This is a genomic window from Niastella populi (assembly GCF_002078015.1).
Classification (GTDB): Bacteria; Bacteroidota; Bacteroidia; order Chitinophagales; family Chitinophagaceae; genus Niastella; species Niastella populi.
In genome coordinates this window covers 53,493-73,954 of record NZ_LWBP01000002.1, presented here as the reverse complement: position 1 = coordinate 73,954, position 20,462 = coordinate 53,493, and the positions used below count along the sequence as shown (strand labels likewise).

20 protein-coding genes are annotated in these 20,462 nt (G+C 45.2%); 6 read left to right on the top strand and 14 right to left on the bottom strand.

From position 1 onward, the window contains the following. Positions 1-514: 514 nt before the first annotated feature. From A4R26_RS02695 to A4R26_RS02670, 5 genes are all read right to left on the bottom strand, one after another. Positions 515-1,072 (bottom strand): L,D-transpeptidase family protein, encoded by a 558-nt coding sequence (locus A4R26_RS02695; protein ID WP_081159763.1) that lies wholly within the window; start codon positions 1,070-1,072, stop codon positions 515-517. A 294-nt stretch (positions 1,073-1,366) separates the two neighbouring features. Beyond that, on the bottom strand, positions 1,367-2,176 hold the full coding sequence (locus A4R26_RS02685) for an outer membrane beta-barrel protein (RefSeq protein ID WP_081159754.1): 810 nt from the start codon (positions 2,174-2,176) through the stop codon (positions 1,367-1,369). 27 nt (positions 2,177-2,203) lie between these two features. Then, positions 2,204-3,397 (bottom strand): anti-sigma factor, encoded by a 1,194-nt coding sequence (locus A4R26_RS02680; protein WP_081159749.1) that lies wholly within the window; start codon positions 3,395-3,397, stop codon positions 2,204-2,206. Next, entirely contained in the window at positions 3,387-3,872 is a 486-nt protein-coding gene (locus A4R26_RS02675; protein WP_081159744.1) for an RNA polymerase sigma factor, read from the bottom strand. Before A4R26_RS02675 ends, A4R26_RS02680 begins: the two co-directional genes overlap by 11 nt. Before the next feature lie 131 nt (positions 3,873-4,003). After that, positions 4,004-4,219, bottom strand: coding sequence for a hypothetical protein (locus A4R26_RS02670; RefSeq protein ID WP_081159740.1), 216 nt, complete (start codon positions 4,217-4,219; stop codon positions 4,004-4,006). Positions 4,220-4,588: 369 nt separating this feature from the next. Between A4R26_RS02670 and kbl the strand changes: the two genes are divergently transcribed. Further along, positions 4,589-5,797, top strand: coding sequence for a glycine C-acetyltransferase (gene kbl / locus A4R26_RS02665; protein ID WP_081159735.1), 1,209 nt, complete (start codon positions 4,589-4,591; stop codon positions 5,795-5,797). A gap of 227 nt (positions 5,798-6,024) precedes the next feature. On the opposite strand, the gene A4R26_RS02660 is transcribed toward kbl, so the two are convergent. Beyond that, complete coding sequence (locus A4R26_RS02660; RefSeq protein ID WP_081159730.1) at positions 6,025-6,405, bottom strand: RidA family protein; 381 nt, start codon at positions 6,403-6,405, stop codon at positions 6,025-6,027. A 169-nt stretch (positions 6,406-6,574) separates the two neighbouring features. Here A4R26_RS02660 and A4R26_RS02655 point away from each other — a divergent pair, with 169 nt between their 5' ends. The 4 genes from A4R26_RS02655 to A4R26_RS02640 all read left to right on the top strand — a co-directional run bounded on the left by A4R26_RS02655 (position 6,575) and on the right by A4R26_RS02640 (position 10,118). Further along, positions 6,575-7,216, top strand: coding sequence for a 3-hydroxyacyl-CoA dehydrogenase family protein (locus tag A4R26_RS02655; RefSeq protein ID WP_081159726.1), 642 nt, complete (start codon positions 6,575-6,577; stop codon positions 7,214-7,216). Positions 7,217-7,471: 255 nt separating this feature from the next. Beyond that, positions 7,472-8,161 (top strand): tRNA (adenosine(37)-N6)-threonylcarbamoyltransferase complex dimerization subunit type 1 TsaB, encoded by a 690-nt coding sequence (gene tsaB / locus A4R26_RS02650; RefSeq protein ID WP_081159722.1) that lies wholly within the window; start codon positions 7,472-7,474, stop codon positions 8,159-8,161. A 105-nt stretch (positions 8,162-8,266) separates the two neighbouring features. Then, positions 8,267-8,614 carry an ArsR/SmtB family transcription factor gene (locus A4R26_RS02645; RefSeq protein ID WP_014222809.1) on the top strand — a complete coding sequence of 116 codons (348 nt, stop codon included), beginning with the start codon at positions 8,267-8,269 and terminating at the stop codon, positions 8,612-8,614. A gap of 97 nt (positions 8,615-8,711) precedes the next feature. Then, positions 8,712-10,118 (top strand): MBL fold metallo-hydrolase, encoded by a 1,407-nt coding sequence (locus tag A4R26_RS02640; RefSeq protein ID WP_081159717.1) that lies wholly within the window; start codon positions 8,712-8,714, stop codon positions 10,116-10,118. 224 nt (positions 10,119-10,342) lie between these two features. On the opposite strand, the gene A4R26_RS02635 is transcribed toward A4R26_RS02640, so the two are convergent. From A4R26_RS02635 to A4R26_RS02605, 7 genes are all read right to left on the bottom strand, one after another. Continuing rightward, positions 10,343-11,017 (bottom strand): response regulator transcription factor, encoded by a 675-nt coding sequence (locus A4R26_RS02635; RefSeq protein ID WP_081159712.1) that lies wholly within the window; start codon positions 11,015-11,017, stop codon positions 10,343-10,345. Between the two features lie 602 nt (positions 11,018-11,619). After that, complete coding sequence (locus A4R26_RS02630; protein WP_081159707.1) at positions 11,620-12,501, bottom strand: lysophospholipid acyltransferase family protein; 882 nt, start codon at positions 12,499-12,501, stop codon at positions 11,620-11,622. Positions 12,502-12,539: 38 nt separating this feature from the next. Further along, positions 12,540-13,997 carry a RapZ C-terminal domain-containing protein gene (locus tag A4R26_RS02625; RefSeq protein WP_081159702.1) on the bottom strand — a complete coding sequence of 486 codons (1,458 nt, stop codon included), beginning with the start codon at positions 13,995-13,997 and terminating at the stop codon, positions 12,540-12,542. Between the two features lie 147 nt (positions 13,998-14,144). Then, a complete protein-coding gene (locus A4R26_RS02620; RefSeq protein ID WP_081159698.1) occupies positions 14,145-14,885 on the bottom strand; it encodes a nucleotidyltransferase family protein in 741 nt (246 codons plus the stop codon). Between the two features lie 13 nt (positions 14,886-14,898). Beyond that, complete coding sequence (nadB, locus tag A4R26_RS02615) at positions 14,899-16,506, bottom strand: L-aspartate oxidase (protein ID WP_081159693.1); 1,608 nt, start codon at positions 16,504-16,506, stop codon at positions 14,899-14,901. Between the two features lie 65 nt (positions 16,507-16,571). After that, the gene (locus A4R26_RS02610; RefSeq protein ID WP_081159690.1) at positions 16,572-17,348 is read right to left on the bottom strand and encodes a hypothetical protein; all 777 of its coding nucleotides are present in this window, start codon (positions 17,346-17,348) and stop codon (positions 16,572-16,574) included. 23 nt (positions 17,349-17,371) lie between these two features. Further along, the gene (locus A4R26_RS02605) at positions 17,372-18,334 is read right to left on the bottom strand and encodes an aldose 1-epimerase (RefSeq protein ID WP_081159686.1); all 963 of its coding nucleotides are present in this window, start codon (positions 18,332-18,334) and stop codon (positions 17,372-17,374) included. A 58-nt stretch (positions 18,335-18,392) separates the two neighbouring features. Here A4R26_RS02605 and galK point away from each other — a divergent pair, with 58 nt between their 5' ends. Further along, positions 18,393-19,538, top strand: a complete 1,146-nt coding sequence (gene galK, locus A4R26_RS02600) for a galactokinase (protein WP_081159681.1) — start codon at positions 18,393-18,395, stop codon at positions 19,536-19,538. 165 nt (positions 19,539-19,703) lie between these two features. Here galK and A4R26_RS02595 read toward each other — a convergent pair whose 3' ends face one another. Then, complete coding sequence (locus A4R26_RS02595; RefSeq protein ID WP_081159677.1) at positions 19,704-20,204, bottom strand: GyrI-like domain-containing protein; 501 nt, start codon at positions 20,202-20,204, stop codon at positions 19,704-19,706. Positions 20,205-20,462 lie beyond the last annotated feature (258 nt).

Below are 20,462 nucleotides of genomic sequence, written 5' to 3'. Positions count from 1 at the left end.
CCGTAGCGGGACTTTTTCTTTAAGATATGTTTTAGTTGTGCTCCATGGTGCGGTGCTGGGCAGTATGCCTTTTAAGTAGTGCGGTATGTGTTGCTGTGGAAAAAGAAAACCCCACTGGCTGGAGATTGTGGGGTCTTCATAGAGACGGAAACATTGACCGTTTTCTAGGAGCCAATGTCCTTTATGGATTGTTTTGTCTCACGTGTTCGTGATCCCGCAAGGCGGGATAGTTGTTCATGCAATATACGGTTCAAATAGCAAACAGGTTGGTCAATGCCTGTTATTAATATCAACATGACAATAAAAAGCCCTGGAAAGTTGCGGCTGTATGGAAATTATAAGGCAAGCTGGTAATAACACTATTGTGTTATAAGTAAAAACCAGCAGATTGTTTGAGGAAAAAACGCCATGATGTAGTAGGTTTACGAACTGCAGCAGCAAATAAAAAGCGATGCGCGGTGCTGCGCCCGATCGTTGGTTCCAACGTTCGCTGGCTGTTCACCAGTCACCACTTTTATCTTTTAATGGTAACCTTTGTTCCTACGGTTACAATTTGATCCAGTTCGTCGAGGTCTTCGTTTTTCAGTGCAACACAGCCATTGGTCCAGTTGGTAAAATCGTCAACCACAAGGTCGTCATTAGGCCATGTGCCGTGAATGGCAATGCCACCGCCTATTTTGGCGCCTTGCGGAATGATGCCTTTGGCTTTGCGTTCTTTGAATTTGCTCCAACTTTCCTGGTTAGGATAGTCGAGCATAAGCATCTTGTGCCATTTTTGGTGAGGTTTTCTGGAAATGATCCTGAATGTGCCTTCAGGCGTGCGGCGATCCCCTTCTCTCATTTTATCAGAAAGGTCTTTGTTGCCAAATACTACCGGATACGTGGCGTACCAGCCTTCTGCATCAAATACCTGCAACTCATAATCCGACTTATCTACAACGAGATACACATCCCCTGCAGGCTTCGATCGCAGTACGTCCTTTTTAATAACCCTTTTTTCAATGGTTTTAAAAGCCGCCAATCCTGAAACCGTAATAATAATTACAACAGCAAAGAACCACTTTGATTTCATAAGTAAACCTGGTTTTAAGCGTAAAGACCAAGCAAATGATTAATGGGTTTAAAAATAAAAAAATTTGTTTTGGTTATCCCAATTGTGGAAAAACCGGGATGTTCACAAAACAAAACGCAAAGATGTCCCCACTTATTTTTTTGCGAATGGCCTTTAACAGTTTTTTTTATCAACAGAAATGCCAAAGTTTATTGAAATTGAAAATCAGTGGTTGAAACAGGCATTTTTTATAAAAAAATAAACCGGCATTTTTCAACACCGGTTCACATTCATGGCTATGTTACTCAATCTTTATCAATATCCCAGGCGGAACCCGAAGTTGTACGGTGTTTGATCGAGGCCTTTTTCAAACATGCTTTGCGAGGCAAGCGATCCGTATAATTTAACCCATCCCAGGTTTAACTCACCTATATACGATAGCTTCCAGGGGCGCAGGTCAAAATCATCACGATTCTTTTGTTTGCCATCGGTATTGGTGATCGTTTTTTGGCGGCTTGCATACAGGTAACCCGCGCTAACGCCCGCACTAAAACCAAATCCCCTTTTTTTATGCGGTGTAAAATTGAAATTCAACATCATGGGAACTGTTAAATAATCGGCCGCCAGTTTATTCTTTGAATAATTCCTGGTATTGTCGAGCGCTACACTGGTAGGACTGGTGTTGTATTTTATCGGCTCCTTGTACCTGTAGTTGTTTAGTTCGAGCCCGATGCCATATTTCAGGTTAACCACGCCTTTGATGACATTCAGTTTTTGCATGAACGCCCAGATGTTTACGTTCACCGATTTGCCGTTGCGGAGTTTAAACTGGTCTTTACCCAAACCGTGAGCGAAGTCGTTTACCGGATAGTTTGTGTTGTCGGTATAATTATTGAAACCAAGGTCAACGATCCACCAGTTGGTGGTTACGCGGGAATTTTTTTTGCGTTTGTGAACTTCAACCTTAACCTCTACTTCGGTGCTTTTTTCGCTTTTATCGGTTTTTGTAGAAAGGATCATGCCGCCTACTTTAATGGTATCGGATTCACTTTTGGTTGAATCGGTTTGGGCCAGGCCGGTTATGAACATAGTGATCCCTGCCAGGAGTGTAATTGCCTGTTTCATGTTTCTTATTTTAACTTTTTTATGGTATTAATTTAAGGCTATCTCGAGGTTGGCTATGCGGATACCTTTTTTCCCATTTTCTTCAGGGTTGGTAACCTTGTCAACTACCCGTGATACTTTGCGGAAAAAGCCCCGCAATGGTGTTTTGTTTATTGGAGCATTCAAAACGTAGTGTGATGACAGATCAGGTTCATCTTCGGTTTTTACTGCTACTGTATGAACAGCCAAAGGTTCAGCGATCGTTTGTTTTATAATACTGGTTTTAACAGCGGGTTCTTCATGTGTATTGTCAACAGTCACTTCAATCAGTTTGGGTTGAAAAGCGATATCGTTCTTTTCAGAATGCTGCACCGGTGTTGGCATGCTTACCTGTTGTACGTATGAGGGTTCCTGTTTGTTACTGTTTTCTACAATATTTTTTTTGCTGTTGCTTACTACTATATTTTCAGCCGGTTGTTCGCTGGTGGTAGTTGTTTTGGCCAGGGCAGGCGTTGCAATATTGTCAATACCCTTGCCGGTAGTTACCGGTTCCGCATCTACGTAACCGGGCGTTGCCACCTGCGGTTCTTTTGTATTACCGGTTACAGATCCCGGTGAATTTGTATTACCGGCAAATTCCGGTTGGCCGGTTTTTATATTATTGGCCATGTACAGGGCAAGGCTGCCAATTACAAGTAATGCAATGGCTGCAGCCGACAGGCGCCACCAGGGGAATGCTATTACCCTGTTATCATCTTCTTCGGTGCGGTACAGGTTTGTTTTGCCGGGGAAACTGAGGCTGTTGTCAGGCATTAATTTCACCTGTTGTATCAATTCAAATTCAGCCTGGTATTGCGGATGATGATATACGAATTGTTCCACACTTTCTTTTTCCGCATTCGTTAATTCGTCATCGCCGTATAATACAAAGTATTCTTCGCAGTTCTGATCGTTTATTGGTGATCGTGCTGCGGTGCCTTTGAAGAGGATTTCCTTTGGTTCGAACACGATGTGGTCGTTGGGGCGTAAAACCGATTGCTGCAGCATCACCATTTCTTCCTCGAGATCGGGGTTTGCTGCTATGAACTGTTCAACCGCTTTACGCTGGGCGCCGTTCAGTTCGTCATCAACGTACATTACAAAATACGCCTCGTAGTTATCGCGGGTGATAACCAGTCCCTGTCCTCCGCCTGTGTGGGCCGGAAAGTCGTCGGTTCTTATATAGTAATAGTTAAATGACATTTTCAGGTTTTACCAGATAGTTTTTTAATTGAATACGGGCCCTATGCAAATACACTTTTACCTGGCTTTCATTGAGCCCGGTAATTTGTCCGATCTCTTCATACGAATAGCCCTCATAATCTTTCAGCAATACCAGTGCACGGCTTGTTTCGTTTAACCGGCTCAATGCGTCCTCCAGAATTTTCCGGGTGTTGTATACGGGTTTGTCGTACACCTGTGTTTCTTCCTGGAATGCCGGGCGCAGCTGAACCCGCTTCACTTTTCGCAGGTGATCTATCATTTGGTTATAAGCCACCGTAAACAGGTAGCTTTTACATTTGGCGTTATCTACATCCGCTCTGTTCCGCCACATTTTTTCAAACGCCCCCTGAACAACATCCCGGGCATCCTCTTCATGACGAAGATTTTTAAGGATGAACCGGTACACGTTGTCGGCATACTCAGTAACGCATTGATTGTATTCTTTTTCGGTCATAAGCAGAAGCTGCTGTAGTGCTGTTTGTAGTGATACGTTCGGGGATAACGGATAGTTACAAAAATTTAAAAAAAATAAAAAAGACCCCATTTAGCGGAGTCTTTTATAATGATATGTTGATTGTCATAAAGTTAGAATTGGGCATTCGATGCAAACGCGCGGCTTAACGACTCCCAGATGAGGAAATCGCTGCTGCTTTGTGTTTTTCTGTTGCTGCATTCTTTATCCGACTGGGAACACTCCCGGCTTATCCGTTTTTTTGAAGTATGCGTTGTGGCAAAAACGAATATACCTGCCAAAGCCACTGCTAATATGAGGGTTGAACGGATAAAGGTTTTCTTCCACATAATGAGTCATTTTGTATTATAAGACGAAGTTATTGGGATTTTGTTACAGTTTTTATAATAAAAAGTTAGAATTACCACAAAGTGGTATTTGCCATTTATCAAATGTGAAAATAACTAATGCTTTATGAATTAGTTAGGTGCTTGCTGTTAGAACAGGGAACAGGCCGGCGGGAAAAATAACATGGATGGAGGTGGAAAAACACCGGATGAAAATTGACTGGAAACAGGACCGGCTGCTTTCTCCGGTTACCGGGTTGCGCCCGCCCGTCGGTTGCCGTTTCGCATGTATTCCATTATCGGATTATCTCATTATCGAATTATCACATTGACTATTATTACATTTGTGGCATTACAAAAACTACATGCTCCATGAACGAAAAATTAGTAAAACGTCTGGCCGTTGAGCTGGATGAGATAAAAGCTGCCGGTTTATACAAAACAGAACGCATTATTGAGTCGCCGCAGGGCGCTGAAATTACGGTGAATGGCAAAACGGTGCTAAACTTTTGCGCCAATAATTACCTTGGTCTGTCGTCACATCCCCAGGTAGTGGATGCTGCTAAAAAATACGTTGATCTGCGGGGTTATGGTATGAGCAGTGTACGTTTCATATGCGGTACACAGGATATTCATAAAGAACTGGAAGAAAAGATATCCGCCTTTTTGGGTACTGAAGACACTATTCTTTACGTGGCTGCTTTTGACGCCAATGGGGGCGTGTTTGAGCCTTTGTATAATGAACAGGACGCCATTATTTCCGATGAATTGAACCATGCTTCCATTATCGATGGCGTTCGCCTTTGTAAAGCGCAACGCTTCCGTTATAAGCATAACAATATGGCCGACCTCGAAGAGAAGCTGAAAGAAGCGCAACCGGCCCGTAACCGCATCATTGTTACCGACGGCTCCTTCAGCATGGATGGCACCATTGCCCAGCTCGACGCTATAGTTGCGCTGGCTGAGAAATATGATGCGGCCATCATGATCGATGAAAGCCATTCAAGCGGCTTTTTGGGTAAAACAGGCCGCGGTACGCATGAGTACAGGGGGGTAATGGGTAAGATCGACATCATTACCGGTACCCTCGGCAAGGCGCTGGGTGGGGCTTCGGGTGGTTTTACCAGCGGACGTAAAGAGGTTATAGAAATGCTGCGCCAGCGTTCACGGCCCTATCTGTTCTCCAATACGCTGGCTCCCGGCATCGTTGGGGCATCCATTGCCGTGCTCGACCTGCTGAGCGAAACCACCGAATTGCGCGATAAACTTGAATACAATACCAAATATTTCCGCAGCAAAATGACGGAAGCCGGCTTCGATATTAAACCGGGCGATCATCCTATAGTGCCTATCATGCTGTATGACGCCGTTATAGCCCAGAATTTTGCCGCCCGCCTGCTCGATGAAGGTATTTATGTAATCGGCTTCTTTTATCCTGTAGTGGCCAAGGGGCAGGCCCGCATACGTGTGCAGCTGAGTGCAGCGCATGATCAAAAACACCTCGATAAGGCTATTGCCGCATTTGCAAAGATCGGTAAGGAGCTGGGGGTGTTGGGGGGTGTGGAAAAGTTGACTAGCTAACAGGTTGACTTGTTAACAGGTTGACAAGGAAGGTACCGGCAGGTGCACAGGTTGGCAAGCTTATGAGCCGGCCGGATATATATTGAAAATGACCTGTAAATTGATTCCGGGAGGAGCCTCAGTGAAGGCGCCTCCCGGATTTTTTTTATCTGGCGGTCCCTGCGTAGCATGCCTGCCGATCATCAGGCCGTTCGGGTTATGCGGGACCAGCGTTTTACGTTAAGCGTTTATTTCGCTGCTATCATACTTATTTCAACGTTCACATTTCTGGGCAGTCCTTTCACGGCAACGGTTTCCCGGGCGGGGAAATTACCGGTGAAGTACTTGCCATACACTTCATTTACAGCATTGAAAAGCGACATATCGCTCAGGAAAATAGTGGTTTTAACAACATGGCTGAAATCGTAGCCTGCTTCAGTTAACACCGCGTTCAGGTTCTTCATCACCTGTTCGGTTTCACCGGCCACATCTTTGGCTTCAACAGTGCCGGTAGCCGGGTTAATGGGTACCTGGCCTGAAATGAATAACATGTTACCGGCCTGTACAGCCTGGCTGTAAGGACCTATGGGAGCAGGCGCCTGGGTGGTTGTGATGATGTTTTTTTGCATGCATCAAAGGTAAGGGAGGTCAATGTGATAATTTACCAATACGCCAATTAGCTTAAAGAAGTCGAAGGCTGCTGCTTTTACTTTGGGATCCCCAACATGCAGGAACTATGAACTAAAAACCGGGAACTGGGAACTAATTGTTTTCTTTGCGGGTAAATTCAGGAAACCCATGACAGTGGCCATTTTAGCCGATGATGTATTAAAACATGACCTGCTTGCAAGGAAACAACCCGACGATATATCGTTTGTTTGGGTAGACTCAGTACGGGCATTGACAATTACCGAAGCCGATGTGTATATAGATCTGTTGTTTGAACCGGATGTGGAAAGAACACAACACCTGAAAAAATTATTGCCCAAGCCGGTTATGGTAAATGCCGTTAGTGTAACAACTGAAAGGATAGGGGCCGGCTTTATCCGCATCAATGCATGGCCCGGTATGTTACAACGAACAGTGATGGAAGTGGCGTTGCCGGCTGCTGTTGACGAAACTGGTATGAAGGATATATTCAACCGCCTGCAATGGAATTATGTAGTGGTGCCTGATATTGCGGGCATGATCACAGCAAGAGTATTGGCTACTATCATAAACGAAGCCTATTACACATTAGGTGCGCAGGTAAGCACCCGTGAAGAAATCGATATAGCAATGAAACTGGGTACCGGCTATCCTTACGGTCCATTCGAGTGGAGCGCAAAAATAGGGCTGACGCATATATATGAACTGCTCACTGAATTAAGTAATGAAGATAAACGTTATACACCCGCGCCGTTGCTTATACAGGAAGCTGGTGGTTTGTTAATAAGTTAACGGGTTTACTAGTTGACGAGTTGACTGGTTGAAGTTAACGTGTTGACAAGGGCGTTTTGAAAAGGCCGGTATTATAAGGTTAAACACCTGAAAAGTATTGACTGGCTGTATTTTATTGCAGGTTATATAGAAGAAGTAAATAAAGAAATGCGGAGTTCAGTGTTTAGTTAGTGGTTTAGAAGTAAGCGCATTTGCCGATTCACGAAATCTTCGTTAAGATCCGGAACAAAAACAAAGTACATAAGAACAAGAGAAATGATTTTAAGTATAGATACCGCTACCGATGAGGCCATAGTAAGTTTATCAAAAGACGGGCGTGTAATTGCTACGTTAGAGAACAATGCACAGAAAGACCATGCAGCATGGATACAGATGGCTATCAACACGTTAGTACAGAAAGAAGGTTATACCATGGAGCAACTGCAGGCTGTAGCCGTAACGGCCGGACCAGGCTCCTACACAGGCTTACGTGTGGGCATGGCAACGGCAAAAGGTTTATGTTTTGCCTTACAAATACCACTCATAACAATTAGTACATTACAGGTAATGGCAGGCGCAGCCATAGAACAGTGGTTATTTAAAGCTTCGCATATGCAAGCCCCGCTGTGTTTTTGCCCAATGATAGACGCGCGCCGGATGGAAGTTTTCACTGCGGTATACGATGAGAACCTGCAGGAGATCATTGCCCCTAAAGCGATGATACTTGACGAATTATCTTTTAAAGAAGCGTTAAATAACCGATCGCTCATATGCTTCGGAAATGGCAGTTTGAAGTGGAAAAATGTAAGCAGGTATCCTAACGTTCTATTTATAGAGGAAAAAATAAATATTGCTAAAAGCCTTGCTAAACTGGCGTCCAGCTTGCATTTACGCCAGAATTTTGCCAACTTGGCGTATGCTGAACCCGTTTATCTAAAAGAATTTTACACTTATATCAAAAAATGACCAAATGAAACTTTTATCCTCCTTTCATCCCTAGCATATCAATTTTCTTGTAAATTTGATTTTTAGCGTTATCCTATTAAATATCTTAAAAGCTCTGATGTGCACATGAACGTAACAACCAATTACTCCATGGTCTTAAATGCAGATGGTGGGGATGGTGAATCGGTAAAAGTTGACTTCCTGAACCTGAAAAAGGCTGCGATGATACTTCGTGCCTTGAACCACAAGCTGCGTCAACAGATCGTCAAACTGATCGATGAGAACAAGCGTCTTACCGTGACGGAAATATATGTTCGTCTGCGGTTAGAACAATCCGTTGCATCCCAACACCTCGCCATTTTACGTAGAGCAGGCATCGTTAAAACTGACCGTGATGGTAAATTTATTTACTATTCCGTTAACAGTTCGCGTGTTGCTCACATCATGAAATGCGTGGACGACCTAAACATCTGATAAGACGGAGACGACAAATTTTGTAAACAGTTAACCTGTAGTCATTATGGCTACGGGTTAACTTGTTATGGTGTACTTTTGCCTAAAATAGAACTACATGTTTATAAAGCAATTGTATACCGGCTGCTTGAGCGAAGCCGCCTATTACATTGAAAGTGATGGTGTTGCGGCTATTGTTGACCCGCTCAGGGACGTTGATGAATATGTACAGTTAGCCCGGGAACGGAATGCTGCGATCAAATACATCTTCGAAACCCATTTTCACGCCGACTTCGTAAGCGGCCATCTCGATCTGCAAAAAGCTACCGGCGCTCCCATCGTTTACGGACCCGATACCGAAACCCAATTTCCCATTCACCTGGCAAAGGATCGTGAAACGTTCCCGCTGGGAAAGGCTTCTATTGAGGTAATACATACACCCGGCCATACGGTTGAAAGTACCTGTTACCTGCTTCGCGATGAAACCGGTAAGCCCCATGCGATATTTACAGGCGATACCCTTTTTGTTGGGGAAGTTGGCCGCCCCGACCTTAGCAGCGGTGAAATGAGCAAGGAAGAACTGGCTTCAATGCTCTACGATTCGTTGAATAACAAAATAGCATCGTTGCCCGATGAGGTGATCGTATACCCGGCTCACGGCCCCGGCAGTAATTGCGGTAAGAACCTGGGACCCGGCACCTCAAGCACCATAGGCGAAGAAAAGGCCAACAACTATGCCCTTCAGCCTCAAACGAAGGAAGCGTTCATAAAGGCGGTTACAACCGATCTGCCGGCGGCTCCTTCCTATTTTCCTATCAATGCAAGGATCAATAAAGAAGGCTACGACAGCCTTGAAAAAATAATGGAAACAGCATTAAGACCGTTAAACGTGGCCGAATTCAAAAAATGGATGGAAGATGAAAATACCATCATCCTCGATACCCGTAAGGCCGGCGATTTTACAAAACAATTTGTTCCGGGTTCAATAAGTATCGGTCTCGAAGGGCGTTTTGCCGAATGGGCCGGTAGTTTATTACCGTTCGATCAACCTATTATACTGGTAACCGAAGAAGGCCAGGAAAAAGAAAGTATTGTGCGCCTGGCGCGGGTTGGATTTTCTCAAATACATGGTTACCTCGAAGGTGGGGTAGCAGCCTGGCAAAAGGCCGGGGAAGAGATCGACCTGATCATCGACGTTGAAGTAGATGAACTGGCGATGGACCTGCCTTATGACGATCACCTGATAGCGGTAGATGTGCGGCGCGAAGCGGAGTTTGGCGATGGCCATGTGCGCGGCGCGGTGAACATTCCGTTGAACGACCTTACCGATCCCGGTTCCATGGCCAATATCGAAGAGCATCAGAACCTGTACCTCTACTGCGGCAGCGGTTACCGAAGCGTTATAGCAGCTTCGCTGATGAAACGCCAGGGTATTCACAACCTGCGTAATGTATTGGGTGGCTTCAATGCTATCAGAACTCAGGAAGGCATAGAGATCGTAAAAGATAACAGTGTGTTGAATTAGGTGAATGGTGAGGGTAAGGTAAGTGGGTATCCGAACGATCAGCGGGTTGATTAAATGCCTGACTGATAAATGTTGAAAGGCAGAAAGCCGTAAAGCATTATTCAGAAGCTATAAATCAAGAACCCTATAAGGTGTAAGCTAACGCTAAAACCTTATAGGGTTTTTAGTTTAAAATGCCGCTCACTATAATCTGTTCGCTCATTTCCCTCGCCTTCCTGTTATAGTTACACGTTGACAATGTTATTCTTAATAGCGTACAGTACAAGGCCTACCCTGCTTTTTACATTCAGTTTTTCAAACAGGGCGTCGCGATAACCATCGATAGTGCGGGCGCTAAGAAACATTTTTTCCGCTATTTCCTTATAGGTCATTTCAGTGCAAACAAGTTTCAGGAATTCAGTTTCGCTTGGTTTAAGTTGGCCTGGTGGTTTGGGCGTGTTATCCGGTTCATCCATTTTACTAACGGCATGGATCAGTTTTCCGGTAATAAGTTCTGAATAATAGAATCCATTGCCCATCAGTGAGTCAAGCGCCCGGTGAAACTCCATGGGATCAATGTCTTTCAGGATATAACCTTTTGCACCGTTCTTCATCATACGAATGATCGAGTTCTCATTGTCGTACATAGATAAGGCCAGGATCTTGATACCGGGATAATTACGTTTGAGCCAAAGGGCAGTTTCATAACCATCCATCTCCGGCATATTGATGTCGAGCAATACGATGTCCGGTAAGAGCCTGGGTTGTAATTGTTTGATAAAATCTTTTCCGTTGTTGGCTTCGAATAGAACGGCATACGTTTCTAGCCCCCGGATAAGATTGGCAAGTCCATTGCGTAGCAGAATGTGGTCATCTACAATTGCCACGCTGGCATTAGTGCTGGAATTGGTCTTTAGCATAATGGTTAAGGGTTTATGGTGAGGAAAAGGGTAGGGAAAGAATAACTGTAGTTCCTATTCGGGGGATACTGGTAAGGTTGAATTGTGCACCGACTAATTGGGCCCGGCTATGCATATTCCGCAACCCTAATCCAAAATTAGGATTTTCATTTATATCCTGCAACGTAAAATCAAAACCCTTTCAATTGTCCGTTATAGTTATTGTTACAACCCCAGGTAAAAAATTGATCTCGATTAAGAGTTCTGTAGCTTCATCATGTTTGATAATGTTGTTGAATACTTCCTGAACAATTCGAAAAAGTATCAGTTCTTTTTGTGTATCCAGTTTTACCGGTGTTCCCAGTGTATCAAAACGGGTTATGAAAACACCTGCTTCAGATGGGTAGCAGCATTTTAATTTAATAAAGACGATTAACGTTCAGTATTAGGGCCTTCATTGGGGCAGGTGTTGGGCGGGCAAATCGAACGTGAAAAACACCTTTAAAATACCGTTATAATACTGTTGGTTGCTATTCAGTGAATTACTTGTTGAAAGGAAAAAGCCCTGACGAAATGAATACGTCAGGGCTCAATATGGTAAATCGTTCTTCCCCGGTGAGCGATCACTCTATCCAGAGGGCTTTATATTCTTCTTTCCAGGGCCGTTTCCAGCGGCGGTGGCTCCACAGCCACATATCAGGTTGTTGTCTTATTACATTCTCAAGGTAACGGGCATAACGCAGGGTAAGTTCACCCCGCTCAACGGAGCCGGGCTGTTCTTCGGCCAGGGTAAACACAACCTTGTAATAGCCGCGCCGCGGTTTTTCAATATTGGCAAATACAACAGGGATATTGCCTGCACGTGCCCCGGTTTCGGGACCGGTTACAAATGCGGTAGGTTTTCCAAAAAAGTTAAGCCAAAAGCTTTTTTCAGGATTGGCGGGCGCCTGATCGGCAACCAGCCCTATACAATACTGCCGGCTGCGCCAGGGAAGCATGGCCTTACGCATGTCAGTGGCTGGTATTAAAACAGATCCCGACTTGGCCCGCAGCTTACGGAACAGCCTGTCGAAGATTCTGTTTTTGATAGGCATGTAAACACCCAGAAAGGTATATGGCATTATTTTGGCGCCGGCGAGGTTGGCCCATTCCCAGTTGAAGGTATGCCCGAGGTGTATTTGACAACTGCGGCCTGTTTTATGCAACTGGCTCAATACTTCCCAATTGCCGCCAACCCGTTTTTGAATATAGGCATCGCTGGCCGATACCATTTTCAGGCTTTCTATAATGCTGTCAATAAAATTGTGGTAGAATTTCCGGGCGATCTTTTTTCGTTCGGCCGGTGTTTTTTCGGGGAACACCATTTCAAGGTTCTCCAGCACCACTTTCCGGCGATACCCCAACAGGCGATATACAATTAAATAAAGGCCATCTGAAATAATGTATAATACGCGCAGCGGTAATAATGAAACCAGGTACAATAAACTATAAACTATGTAATACATGTAGCACAAAGATAATGATTTACCTCCCGACCCAATTCTCACTTCGCTTCGTTCACCCAATTTTTGGCTTCCTGTTCAACATGTTTTAGTTCTACTTTAACCTTGAATTTATTACGCAGGTGACGGGCCAAGGCATCGGCTGCATAAACGCTGCGGTGCTGACCGCCGGTGCAGCCAAAGCTTACAGAGAGGTGATCAAAGCCACGGCGGATATAATCTTCAACCGAAATGTCTACGATGTCGAACACGCTGTTCAGGAACTCGGCCATGCGGGTTTGCTGTTCCAGGAAATCCTTAACGCCTTTATCGCGGCCGGTTTGCGTTTTGAATTGCTCGAGCCGGCCCGGGTTAAGGATACCGCGGCAGTCGAACACATACCCGCCGCCGTTTCCCGAAGTATCGGCGGGTATTCCTTTTCTGAATGAAAAACTTTGAACGCTAACGGTTAGCGGAGTTTCCTCATCGGCGGTCAATGGGGTGAACCGGTCAATGATCTCATCACTTACGCAAACCTGTAAAACTTTACTGAATTCGGGAACTGCAATGCCGAGGTTATGGTCGTTAATGAACACGCGCAGGTTTTTCAGGGCCTGCGGAATGCTTGTAAGGAATTGGGCCTTCCGTTCGAACAGTCCGCGAAAACCATAGGCGCCCAATACCTGTAGCAGCCTGATGAGCACATACCCATTGTACTGGCTTTTGAACAGGTGGCGGTTTATCTGTTCGTTTTTTATTTGTTCAAAAGAATCGATGTAATCGTTCAACAGGTTTTCCTTCCAGTCATCGGGCAGGTTGGCGCGTGCCTGCCATATCATACTGGCCACATCGTATTGTGGTGCGCCCTGCATACCGCCCTGGTAATCGATAAAGTGAACCGTATTAACGGGCGTTACCAGAATGTTGCGGCTCTGGAAGTCGCGGAACATGAAATATTTATATTCAGTATGCGTGAGGTAGTTGCTCAGCGCTTCAAAATCGTCGATAAGTTTTTGCTTGTCGTAGGGTTTACGCAAGGCATCGAGGAAATAGTATTTGAAATACAGCAGGTCGGCCATAATAGCCTGTTTGCCAAATTCCTGGTTGGTAAGGCAGCGGCTGTAATCAAGGCCATCGTGCCCTTTTATCTGCAATAATGCCAGCTGATGCAGGCTTGCTTTAAAAAGGTTATATATATTATCGCAAAACCCTTCTTCTTCGAGGCGGTTAAGTAACGACACATCGCCAAGGTCCTGCTGCAGGTAAATGGTTTTGTCTTCGCTCAGTGCGTAGATCTCGGGCACCGGAAGCTGCTGGTTATAAAAGTGTTGGGAAAAGTAAATAAAGGTTTCGTTTTCTGGAACGTTATGGCCATGGGTGGCAATGCATGTTCCTTTTTTGGTATGGATACGAAAATATCTTCTGTCAGAACCAGATTGAGGCAGGATCTCTATACGATCACAGGCCGAGCCGCTCCACTCAGCATAGAGTTTGTTTATTCCGTCGATTATTGATTGCATAGTTGTTTATAGGTCAGTAAAAGTAATGTAATAAACTCATGCCGAAATGCAAAAAAACGCAGTTAAATTTTCCCCATCCGGGAGTAGGAAAATAGAGAAAGGGCGGTCGTTTTCTGACCGCACGGGAAGGGTAGGCCCGAACCCCTTTTAGTGGGCAAACAACTGTTCTGCCTGCGCCACCGAATCGGGTTTACCTACATCTATGAACCGCGAACCGCTATGATCAAATCCTTTTATGATATGTGTGGGCGCCAGTTCGAGGTAGGCATCTACAATGGAGAATTTTCCCTGGCGCTGAATAAGTGATAATAATTCTTTACTGATAACATGAATGCCGCTAAAGGCTTTTGAATGGTAGGTAGCCGCCTGCCGCGCTATTTTTTCTTCCCCCGTTTTGGTATTGCGCCAGCCGCAAAGCGTATCCTGCTCATTGAATAAAAAGTACCGCGAGGTGGTGCGGTTGGTGACAGCCAGGGTTGATACGGGCTGGTGTTGCTGATGATAGCCTATGAGCCTGCCCAGATCGAGATCAGTAAGTATATCAACGTTAATGATTACTATAGTATCGGCCGTGAACAACGGTTCCGCTTTCTTTATTCCGCCGCCGGTTTCCAGCACTTCTTCGGTTTCATCGCTGATGGTTATGGTACTGCCCCAGCCTTTGTTCTTTTGCAGTACGTCAACGATCTGACCGGCGAAGTGATGCACATTTACCACTACATTGGTTATGCCGTATTGTTGCAGGTATTCGATATTGTGTTGCAATAAACTTTTACCGTTTACGACAGCCAGCGCTTTGGGATGTTTGTCGGTCCATGGTTTGAAGCGGGTGCCCAAACCGGCGGCGAAGATCATGCCCTGGAGGCTGGCATTGGGTGGATTGTTCATCGGTTGAATGATTTTATAAAACAATATTCTGCACCAGCGTACTCTTGTACGGGTAATCGGTATTGAAATGCAATCCACGGCTTTCTTTGCGGAAGGCTGCGCATTTTACGATCAGGTAACCTACCGTTATCATATTGCGCAGTTCACACAGTTGCGGTGAGAGGGCGGTTGTCTGATACAGCGCTTCTGTTTCTTCCCACAACAGGTCGAGGCGTTTGGCTGCGCGTTCCAACCTGATGTTCGTTCTAACGATACCTACATAATCGCTCATTACCTGTTGCAGTTCTTTGAAGCTTTGGGTTATGAGGATCATTTCCTTTGGTAAGGTGGTGCCGGTGGCTTTCCAGTCGGGTACCGATTGGGCCAGTATCGACCCGTTGATGGTTTTTATTTTCTCCGCCGCATCTATGAAACAGCGATGGGCAAAAACCATTGCTTCCAGCAGCGAGTTGCTGGCAAGGCGGTTGGCGCCGTGCAAACCTGTGCTGGCGCATTCGCCGGCAGCGTATAGGTTCTTTATTGATGTGCGTCCCCATTCATCGGTCTTGATGCCGCCGCAGCTATAATGCGCTGCGGGCGCTACCGGTATGTAATGTTTCGATACATCGATGCCGATCGACCGGCATTTTTCGTATATGTTGGGGAAATGCTCTATAAATTTTTCGGCAGGAATATGGGTAACGTCGAGGTATACATGTTCGGTACCCGTTATTTTCATTTCGCTATCGATGGCGCGGGCCACAATATCGCGGGGGGCCAGGTCTTTGCGCGGGTCGTACCGTTCCATAAACGCTTCCCCTTTTTTATTGCGCAGGATGCCGCCATCGCCGCGTACCGCTTCGGTGATCAGGAATGATTGTCCCAGTACGCCCGGTTCATACAAGGCGGTAGGATGGAACTGGATGAACTCCATGTTCTCGATACGGCCTTTTGCCCGGTAAACCATGGCAATGCCATCGCCGGTAGCTATATTGGGATTGGTGGTGGAGCGGTATACCTGTCCGTTTCCGCCACTGGCCAACACCGTTATTTTGGCAATGATCTTTTCGATCTGGTTGTTTTGCAGGTTCAATACATACACCCCGTAACATTCAATATGAGGGGTTGATTTGGTTACCAGGTAGCCAAGGTGGTGCTGGGTAAGCAGGTCAACTACAAAACAATGTTTAACTATTTCAATGTTGGGAAAGCTTTGGGCTGCCTCCAGCAGCGCCCGTTCCATTTCTTTGCCGGTAATATCTTTATGATGAAGGATGCGGAATTCGCTGTGTCCGCCTTCTTTTCCCAGTTTATAATCGCCGTCAGATTGTTTATCGAATTGTGCGCCCCATTCGATCAGTTCCTGAATACGGTCAACGCCTTCTTTCACCACAATTTCAACCACCTGTTTATTGCAAAGGCCGTCGCCGGCAATCAGGGTGTCTTCAATATGTTTATCGAAGCTGTCTTTTTCAAAATCGGTTACACCGGCAATACCGCCCTGGGCGTATTTGGTATTGGTTTCATCGGCCTGTGTTTTGGTAATTACCAGTACTTTTTTATCGGGGTAACGTTGCGCTGCCTTGAGCGCAAATGTCAATCCGGCTATACCGGAACCGATAACAAGAAAATCAGTTTGCATAATATATTGGGTTCCAAAATCTAAACCTTGTTAAAAATGCTGCTAATCCAATGTTTACTTTAGGCTCAATATTGAATTGTATAAGCAAATTTTTCGGGGTTCTCCAGTAACTCAAGCAGGTTGTACCTCATGGTCACTGTTTTTTTGTCGTCAGATAATTTAATGAGGGGGTTATCAGCTTTTTTGGCAGCGCGTGGTAATTTGATGGTAGTAGTGTACAATATTTCCATGCCTGAGCTGGCAAGCTGTTTCATTTGCGCCATTTCGGGGCGGTCCATGAATTCCTTGTACTTTTCGGCGTTCACCTTTTTTTCAATGAGGCCATTTTTGATCGTTACATTATAAATAGCGGCAAAATCACCCATATCGGGCCCTTTGGGGGCAGCTGGTTCCTGCTCACCTTCTTTTTTGCCGAATACATTTTTCAATGCGGAAGTCATACCGGTTCCACCGGCTTTGCCGCTCATTAATTGTTGCAGGCTGTTCAGGTTTTTGTACGGGAAGCTCAGGTCGAGTTTGAATACCTTTTCCCTGATATTCATTTGCATTTTCATTTTCCCGTCTTTCATCAATTCTTTTTGTTCAGCGGTAGCATCTTTGGCCGAATCGATCAAAGAATTGAAAAGTATGGTAGTATCGAGCGCTCTATCCAGTCCTTCCTTTTTTAATTCTTCCTCACCGGCATACGTTTGCATCATTTCTATCAGCTGGCCCATATCCATTTTGGTGACATAGGAACCGCTGCCATCGGCATTGATCTCTATTTCTTCATTTACTTCATAGCAGCTTACAAAAAAAATGGCGAGCGCTACGGTAAGAACATATTTGAAATACTTCTTCATTACAGGTTGTTATTTACGGCAAGTTAATCGTTTTCAGCCACTCCCGCCTGATACCAAACGGTAAAAGTTTGGGAGGCGTTGGGGGCAAGCATTACCAGGCCAATTCCATTGTTGAAACAGTCGGGCGCGGCGCTGAGGTTTTCGATGGCGATGCTTTTGCGGTGCAGCGGCGTATAAAGTTGCAGGTAGGGGTAACGGGGACTGTTGTAGATCGAAAGATATACGCCATTAGCAGGGTTTAGCATCAGTACGGCGGGATTTTGCTCTACCGGTTGTATCACATAACAATTATCGAGTTCCCGGTTGCCGATGCGCCCGGGCCGGGAAAAAGAATCGTCGGGCACCAACTCACCGGTAGGAATGAGGTTTTTATCGAATTCAACCAGGGTGTTGGTAGCAATCTGGATCTCATAATCGTCGATAATGCCGCCCAGTTGAAAATAGGGATGCCAGCCGTCGGCCAAAGGAATTTCTTCTTTATCGAGGTTGAGAACAATTGTTTCTACCTGCAAAAGGCTTTGCTGCATCAGGGTGTAGCGAACTTCGCAAACATAATCGTAGGGATAGCCAGGGTCTTCCCGTTTGAAATGGTACCTGAGCGTAATGCTGGCCTGCCGCTCGTCGGTAAATTCATCGACTATCCTGAAAGGTTTGTTGTACAACAATCCATGAATGGCATTGCCGTCGTTGTATTTTTTGCTGAACTCAAAAGCTTCGTCGTCAATTTTGTATTTACCGTTGCGCAGCCGGCAAACGAAAGGCGATAACTTACTGCTTTTGTATGATAATGCCAGTTCCTTTTCGAGCTGTTCTTTGTTGGAATAATTGTCTATGATGTTCAGGTGTTCCCCATTTACCGGGATCTCAAAACCATGTAACAGGGCGCCGTATTCAGGAAGAATGGTAATGATTGTATTTGTTGCATTATCTTGCAGCTTTACCAACGACAACCCATTTTGGTTGGTGCGGGAAACATTAAAACTCATGGTCTCAAATTAGGAATTACGGAAAATTTTTTAAAATTAATTCAATCTAACGATAGCAATGATCAAAAAATTACAGCAGGTTTTCAGGGAGAAGTATAATAAAGAAGCCACTATCATCGGAGCGCCGGGAAGGGTTAATCTTATTGGCGAACATACCGACTACAATTTCGGTTTTGTTTTACCCGGTGCTGTGGACAAAAAGATCTATGTTGCAATTGCTCCCAATGGAACTGACACCGTAAATGTATTTGCCAACCAGTTCAATGAATCATATTCATTTTCTTTAGATGTATCGGAGCCGCATAAAGGCTGGATGAACTACCTGCTGGGAGTAACGTACCATATTCAGCAAAGAGGTAAAAAGATCGGCGGGGTCGACCTGCTTATCGATGGCGATATTCCCGTTGGCGCCGGTATGAGCTCTTCGGCCGCTCTGTGTTCAGCTTATGGATTTGCGTTGAATGAACTGTTTCAGTTGGGACTGAGCCGGATGGACCTCGCATTCATTGGGCAAAAAACCGAACATACGTTTGTTGGTTTGCAGTGCGGTATCATGGACCAGTTTGCCAGTCTTCATGGAAAGAAGGGGCATGTAATGAAGCTCGATTGCCGCAGTCTCGAATACGAATATATTCCGTTCGATTTTCCCGGTTATAAGATCGTGCTGGTGAACAGCATGGTTAGCCACTCCCTGGCCAGCAGCGAATACAATGTGCGCCGCCAGCAATGCGAGGAAGGGATTGCCATTCTGAAAAAGCATTACCCCAACATTAATTCATTGCGCGATGTGGAGCCTGCTCAATTGCTGCAACACAGGGACGAGTTACCGCCCATTGTGTTCGATCGTTGCTCGTATGTTGTTTATGAGAAAGAAAGATTACTGGCCGGCTGCGAAGCGCTTAAAAAGAATGACCTTGCTACCTTTGGAAAATTGATGATAGCAACCCATGAAGGGTTGAGTAAAAAATATTCAGTGAGTTGTACCGAGCTTGATTTTCTGGCAGAATGCGCCCAGCACATTACCGGTGTGGCCGGTAGCCGCATGATGGGCGGCGGTTTTGGCGGCTGTACAATCAATATTGTTCAGGCAGATGCGGTTGAGAACTTTACGCAAAAGATACAGGCTGCATTCAATGGCCTGTTCAAACAAACGCCCGAGGTATATGTAACGCAGATTGAAGATGGAGCGAAAGTAATTAGCTAATGTGATAATGTGATAATGGAATACAAATACAGGATGTAGGCCCGGCAGGCAGGCTTTACTCAGCTAAAGCCTCGCGAATGCGCAGCGGTTTAAAATAAAAACGCTTAACGTTTAACGCCTGTATTGGCGTTTTGCGTTAAGCGTTTTGCGTTCTGCGTTGAGCCTTTAAATGTATACCGGAAACAGCCGCCTTTTTGATGCGGACCGGTTTTGTGTTTTTCCTGGCGATACCCCTATTTGTATTTCGGTCATATTCTTTTCCGGTTGCGAGAAGTCGATATTTAAAAATACCTCCCTGCACTCATTGGTAACCGGTATGTTGTGCTCGGCCAGGCGTTCCATGATCTGCGCATGACTGCCGGGCAAATGTTCCCACAACCCTTCGTGCGGGAACGTAATAGCTTTAAAAAAGTCAAGCTCCCTCACTTTGAATTTTGTTGATTGAAACGCCTTCCTGATGGGGATGGCGATCTCCAGGGTAAATACCGTATCAGGGTTTCCATCCATTCCATAATAGATCCAATGCAGCGGTCCATTGATAAAACTTTTTCGTCCGGCTACTGCGTATAATTCAGCCATAACCGGACCAAACTGCTGTAATTGCGACATGGTGGTTTGATGTATACTGCTTAAAACCGTTAGCGGCGGATATGTTTTGATATGCATATGGAAGTCTTTTGGTTGTGACGTTTGATCCTGGTGAGATCAGACAAAATATGAATATGTCCGGTACGGAACATTATCATGAGGTACGAAGTCAGCATTGAGGGGCATGAAGGAGGAAATATGAAGCAGGAAGTAAGTTGACTGGTTAACAGGTTGACAAGGGGCTGTTCAAAAAATCGGTATCACCGGGTTTGCCCTCGCTAATATTTAGTTTTCCCGTACTTCTTACTTCCTGATTCGGCGCCTTTGGGCCACCTG

Bases quoted from the DNA above. Each gene is read 5' to 3' on its own strand.
- tsaB (WP_081159722.1), top strand. From the start codon at position 7,472: ATGATTTTAAGTATAGATACCGCTACCGATGAGGCCATAGTAAGTTTA.
- A4R26_RS02675 (WP_081159744.1), bottom strand. From the start codon at position 3,872: ATGACCGAAAAAGAATACAATCAATGCGTTACTGAGTATGCCGACAAC.
- A4R26_RS02670 (WP_081159740.1), bottom strand. From the start codon at position 4,219: ATGTGGAAGAAAACCTTTATCCGTTCAACCCTCATATTAGCAGTGGCT.
- A4R26_RS02595 (WP_081159677.1), bottom strand. From the start codon at position 20,204: ATGCATATCAAAACATATCCGCCGCTAACGGTTTTAAGCAGTATACAT.
- A4R26_RS02630 (WP_081159707.1), bottom strand. From the start codon at position 12,501: ATGTATTACATAGTTTATAGTTTATTGTACCTGGTTTCATTATTACCG.
- A4R26_RS02660 (WP_081159730.1), bottom strand. From the start codon at position 6,405: ATGCAAAAAAACATCATCACAACCACCCAGGCGCCTGCTCCCATAGGT.
- A4R26_RS02625 (WP_081159702.1), bottom strand. From the start codon at position 13,997: ATGCAATCAATAATCGACGGAATAAACAAACTCTATGCTGAGTGGAGC.
- nadB (WP_081159693.1), bottom strand. From the start codon at position 16,506: ATGCAAACTGATTTTCTTGTTATCGGTTCCGGTATAGCCGGATTGACA.
- A4R26_RS02640 (WP_081159717.1), top strand. From the start codon at position 8,712: ATGTTTATAAAGCAATTGTATACCGGCTGCTTGAGCGAAGCCGCCTAT.
- A4R26_RS02695 (WP_081159763.1), bottom strand. From the start codon at position 1,072: ATGAAATCAAAGTGGTTCTTTGCTGTTGTAATTATTATTACGGTTTCA.
- A4R26_RS02605 (WP_081159686.1), bottom strand. From the start codon at position 18,334: ATGAGTTTTAATGTTTCCCGCACCAACCAAAATGGGTTGTCGTTGGTA.
- A4R26_RS02645 (WP_014222809.1), top strand. From the start codon at position 8,267: ATGAACGTAACAACCAATTACTCCATGGTCTTAAATGCAGATGGTGGG.
- A4R26_RS02610 (WP_081159690.1), bottom strand. From the start codon at position 17,348: ATGAAGAAGTATTTCAAATATGTTCTTACCGTAGCGCTCGCCATTTTT.
- A4R26_RS02685 (WP_081159754.1), bottom strand. From the start codon at position 2,176: ATGAAACAGGCAATTACACTCCTGGCAGGGATCACTATGTTCATAACC.
- A4R26_RS02635 (WP_081159712.1), bottom strand. From the start codon at position 11,017: ATGCTAAAGACCAATTCCAGCACTAATGCCAGCGTGGCAATTGTAGAT.
- galK (WP_081159681.1), top strand. From the start codon at position 18,393: ATGATCAAAAAATTACAGCAGGTTTTCAGGGAGAAGTATAATAAAGAA.
- A4R26_RS02620 (WP_081159698.1), bottom strand. From the start codon at position 14,885: ATGAACAATCCACCCAATGCCAGCCTCCAGGGCATGATCTTCGCCGCC.
- A4R26_RS02680 (WP_081159749.1), bottom strand. From the start codon at position 3,397: ATGTCATTTAACTATTACTATATAAGAACCGACGACTTTCCGGCCCAC.
- A4R26_RS02655 (WP_081159726.1), top strand. From the start codon at position 6,575: ATGACAGTGGCCATTTTAGCCGATGATGTATTAAAACATGACCTGCTT.
- kbl (WP_081159735.1), top strand. From the start codon at position 4,589: ATGAACGAAAAATTAGTAAAACGTCTGGCCGTTGAGCTGGATGAGATA.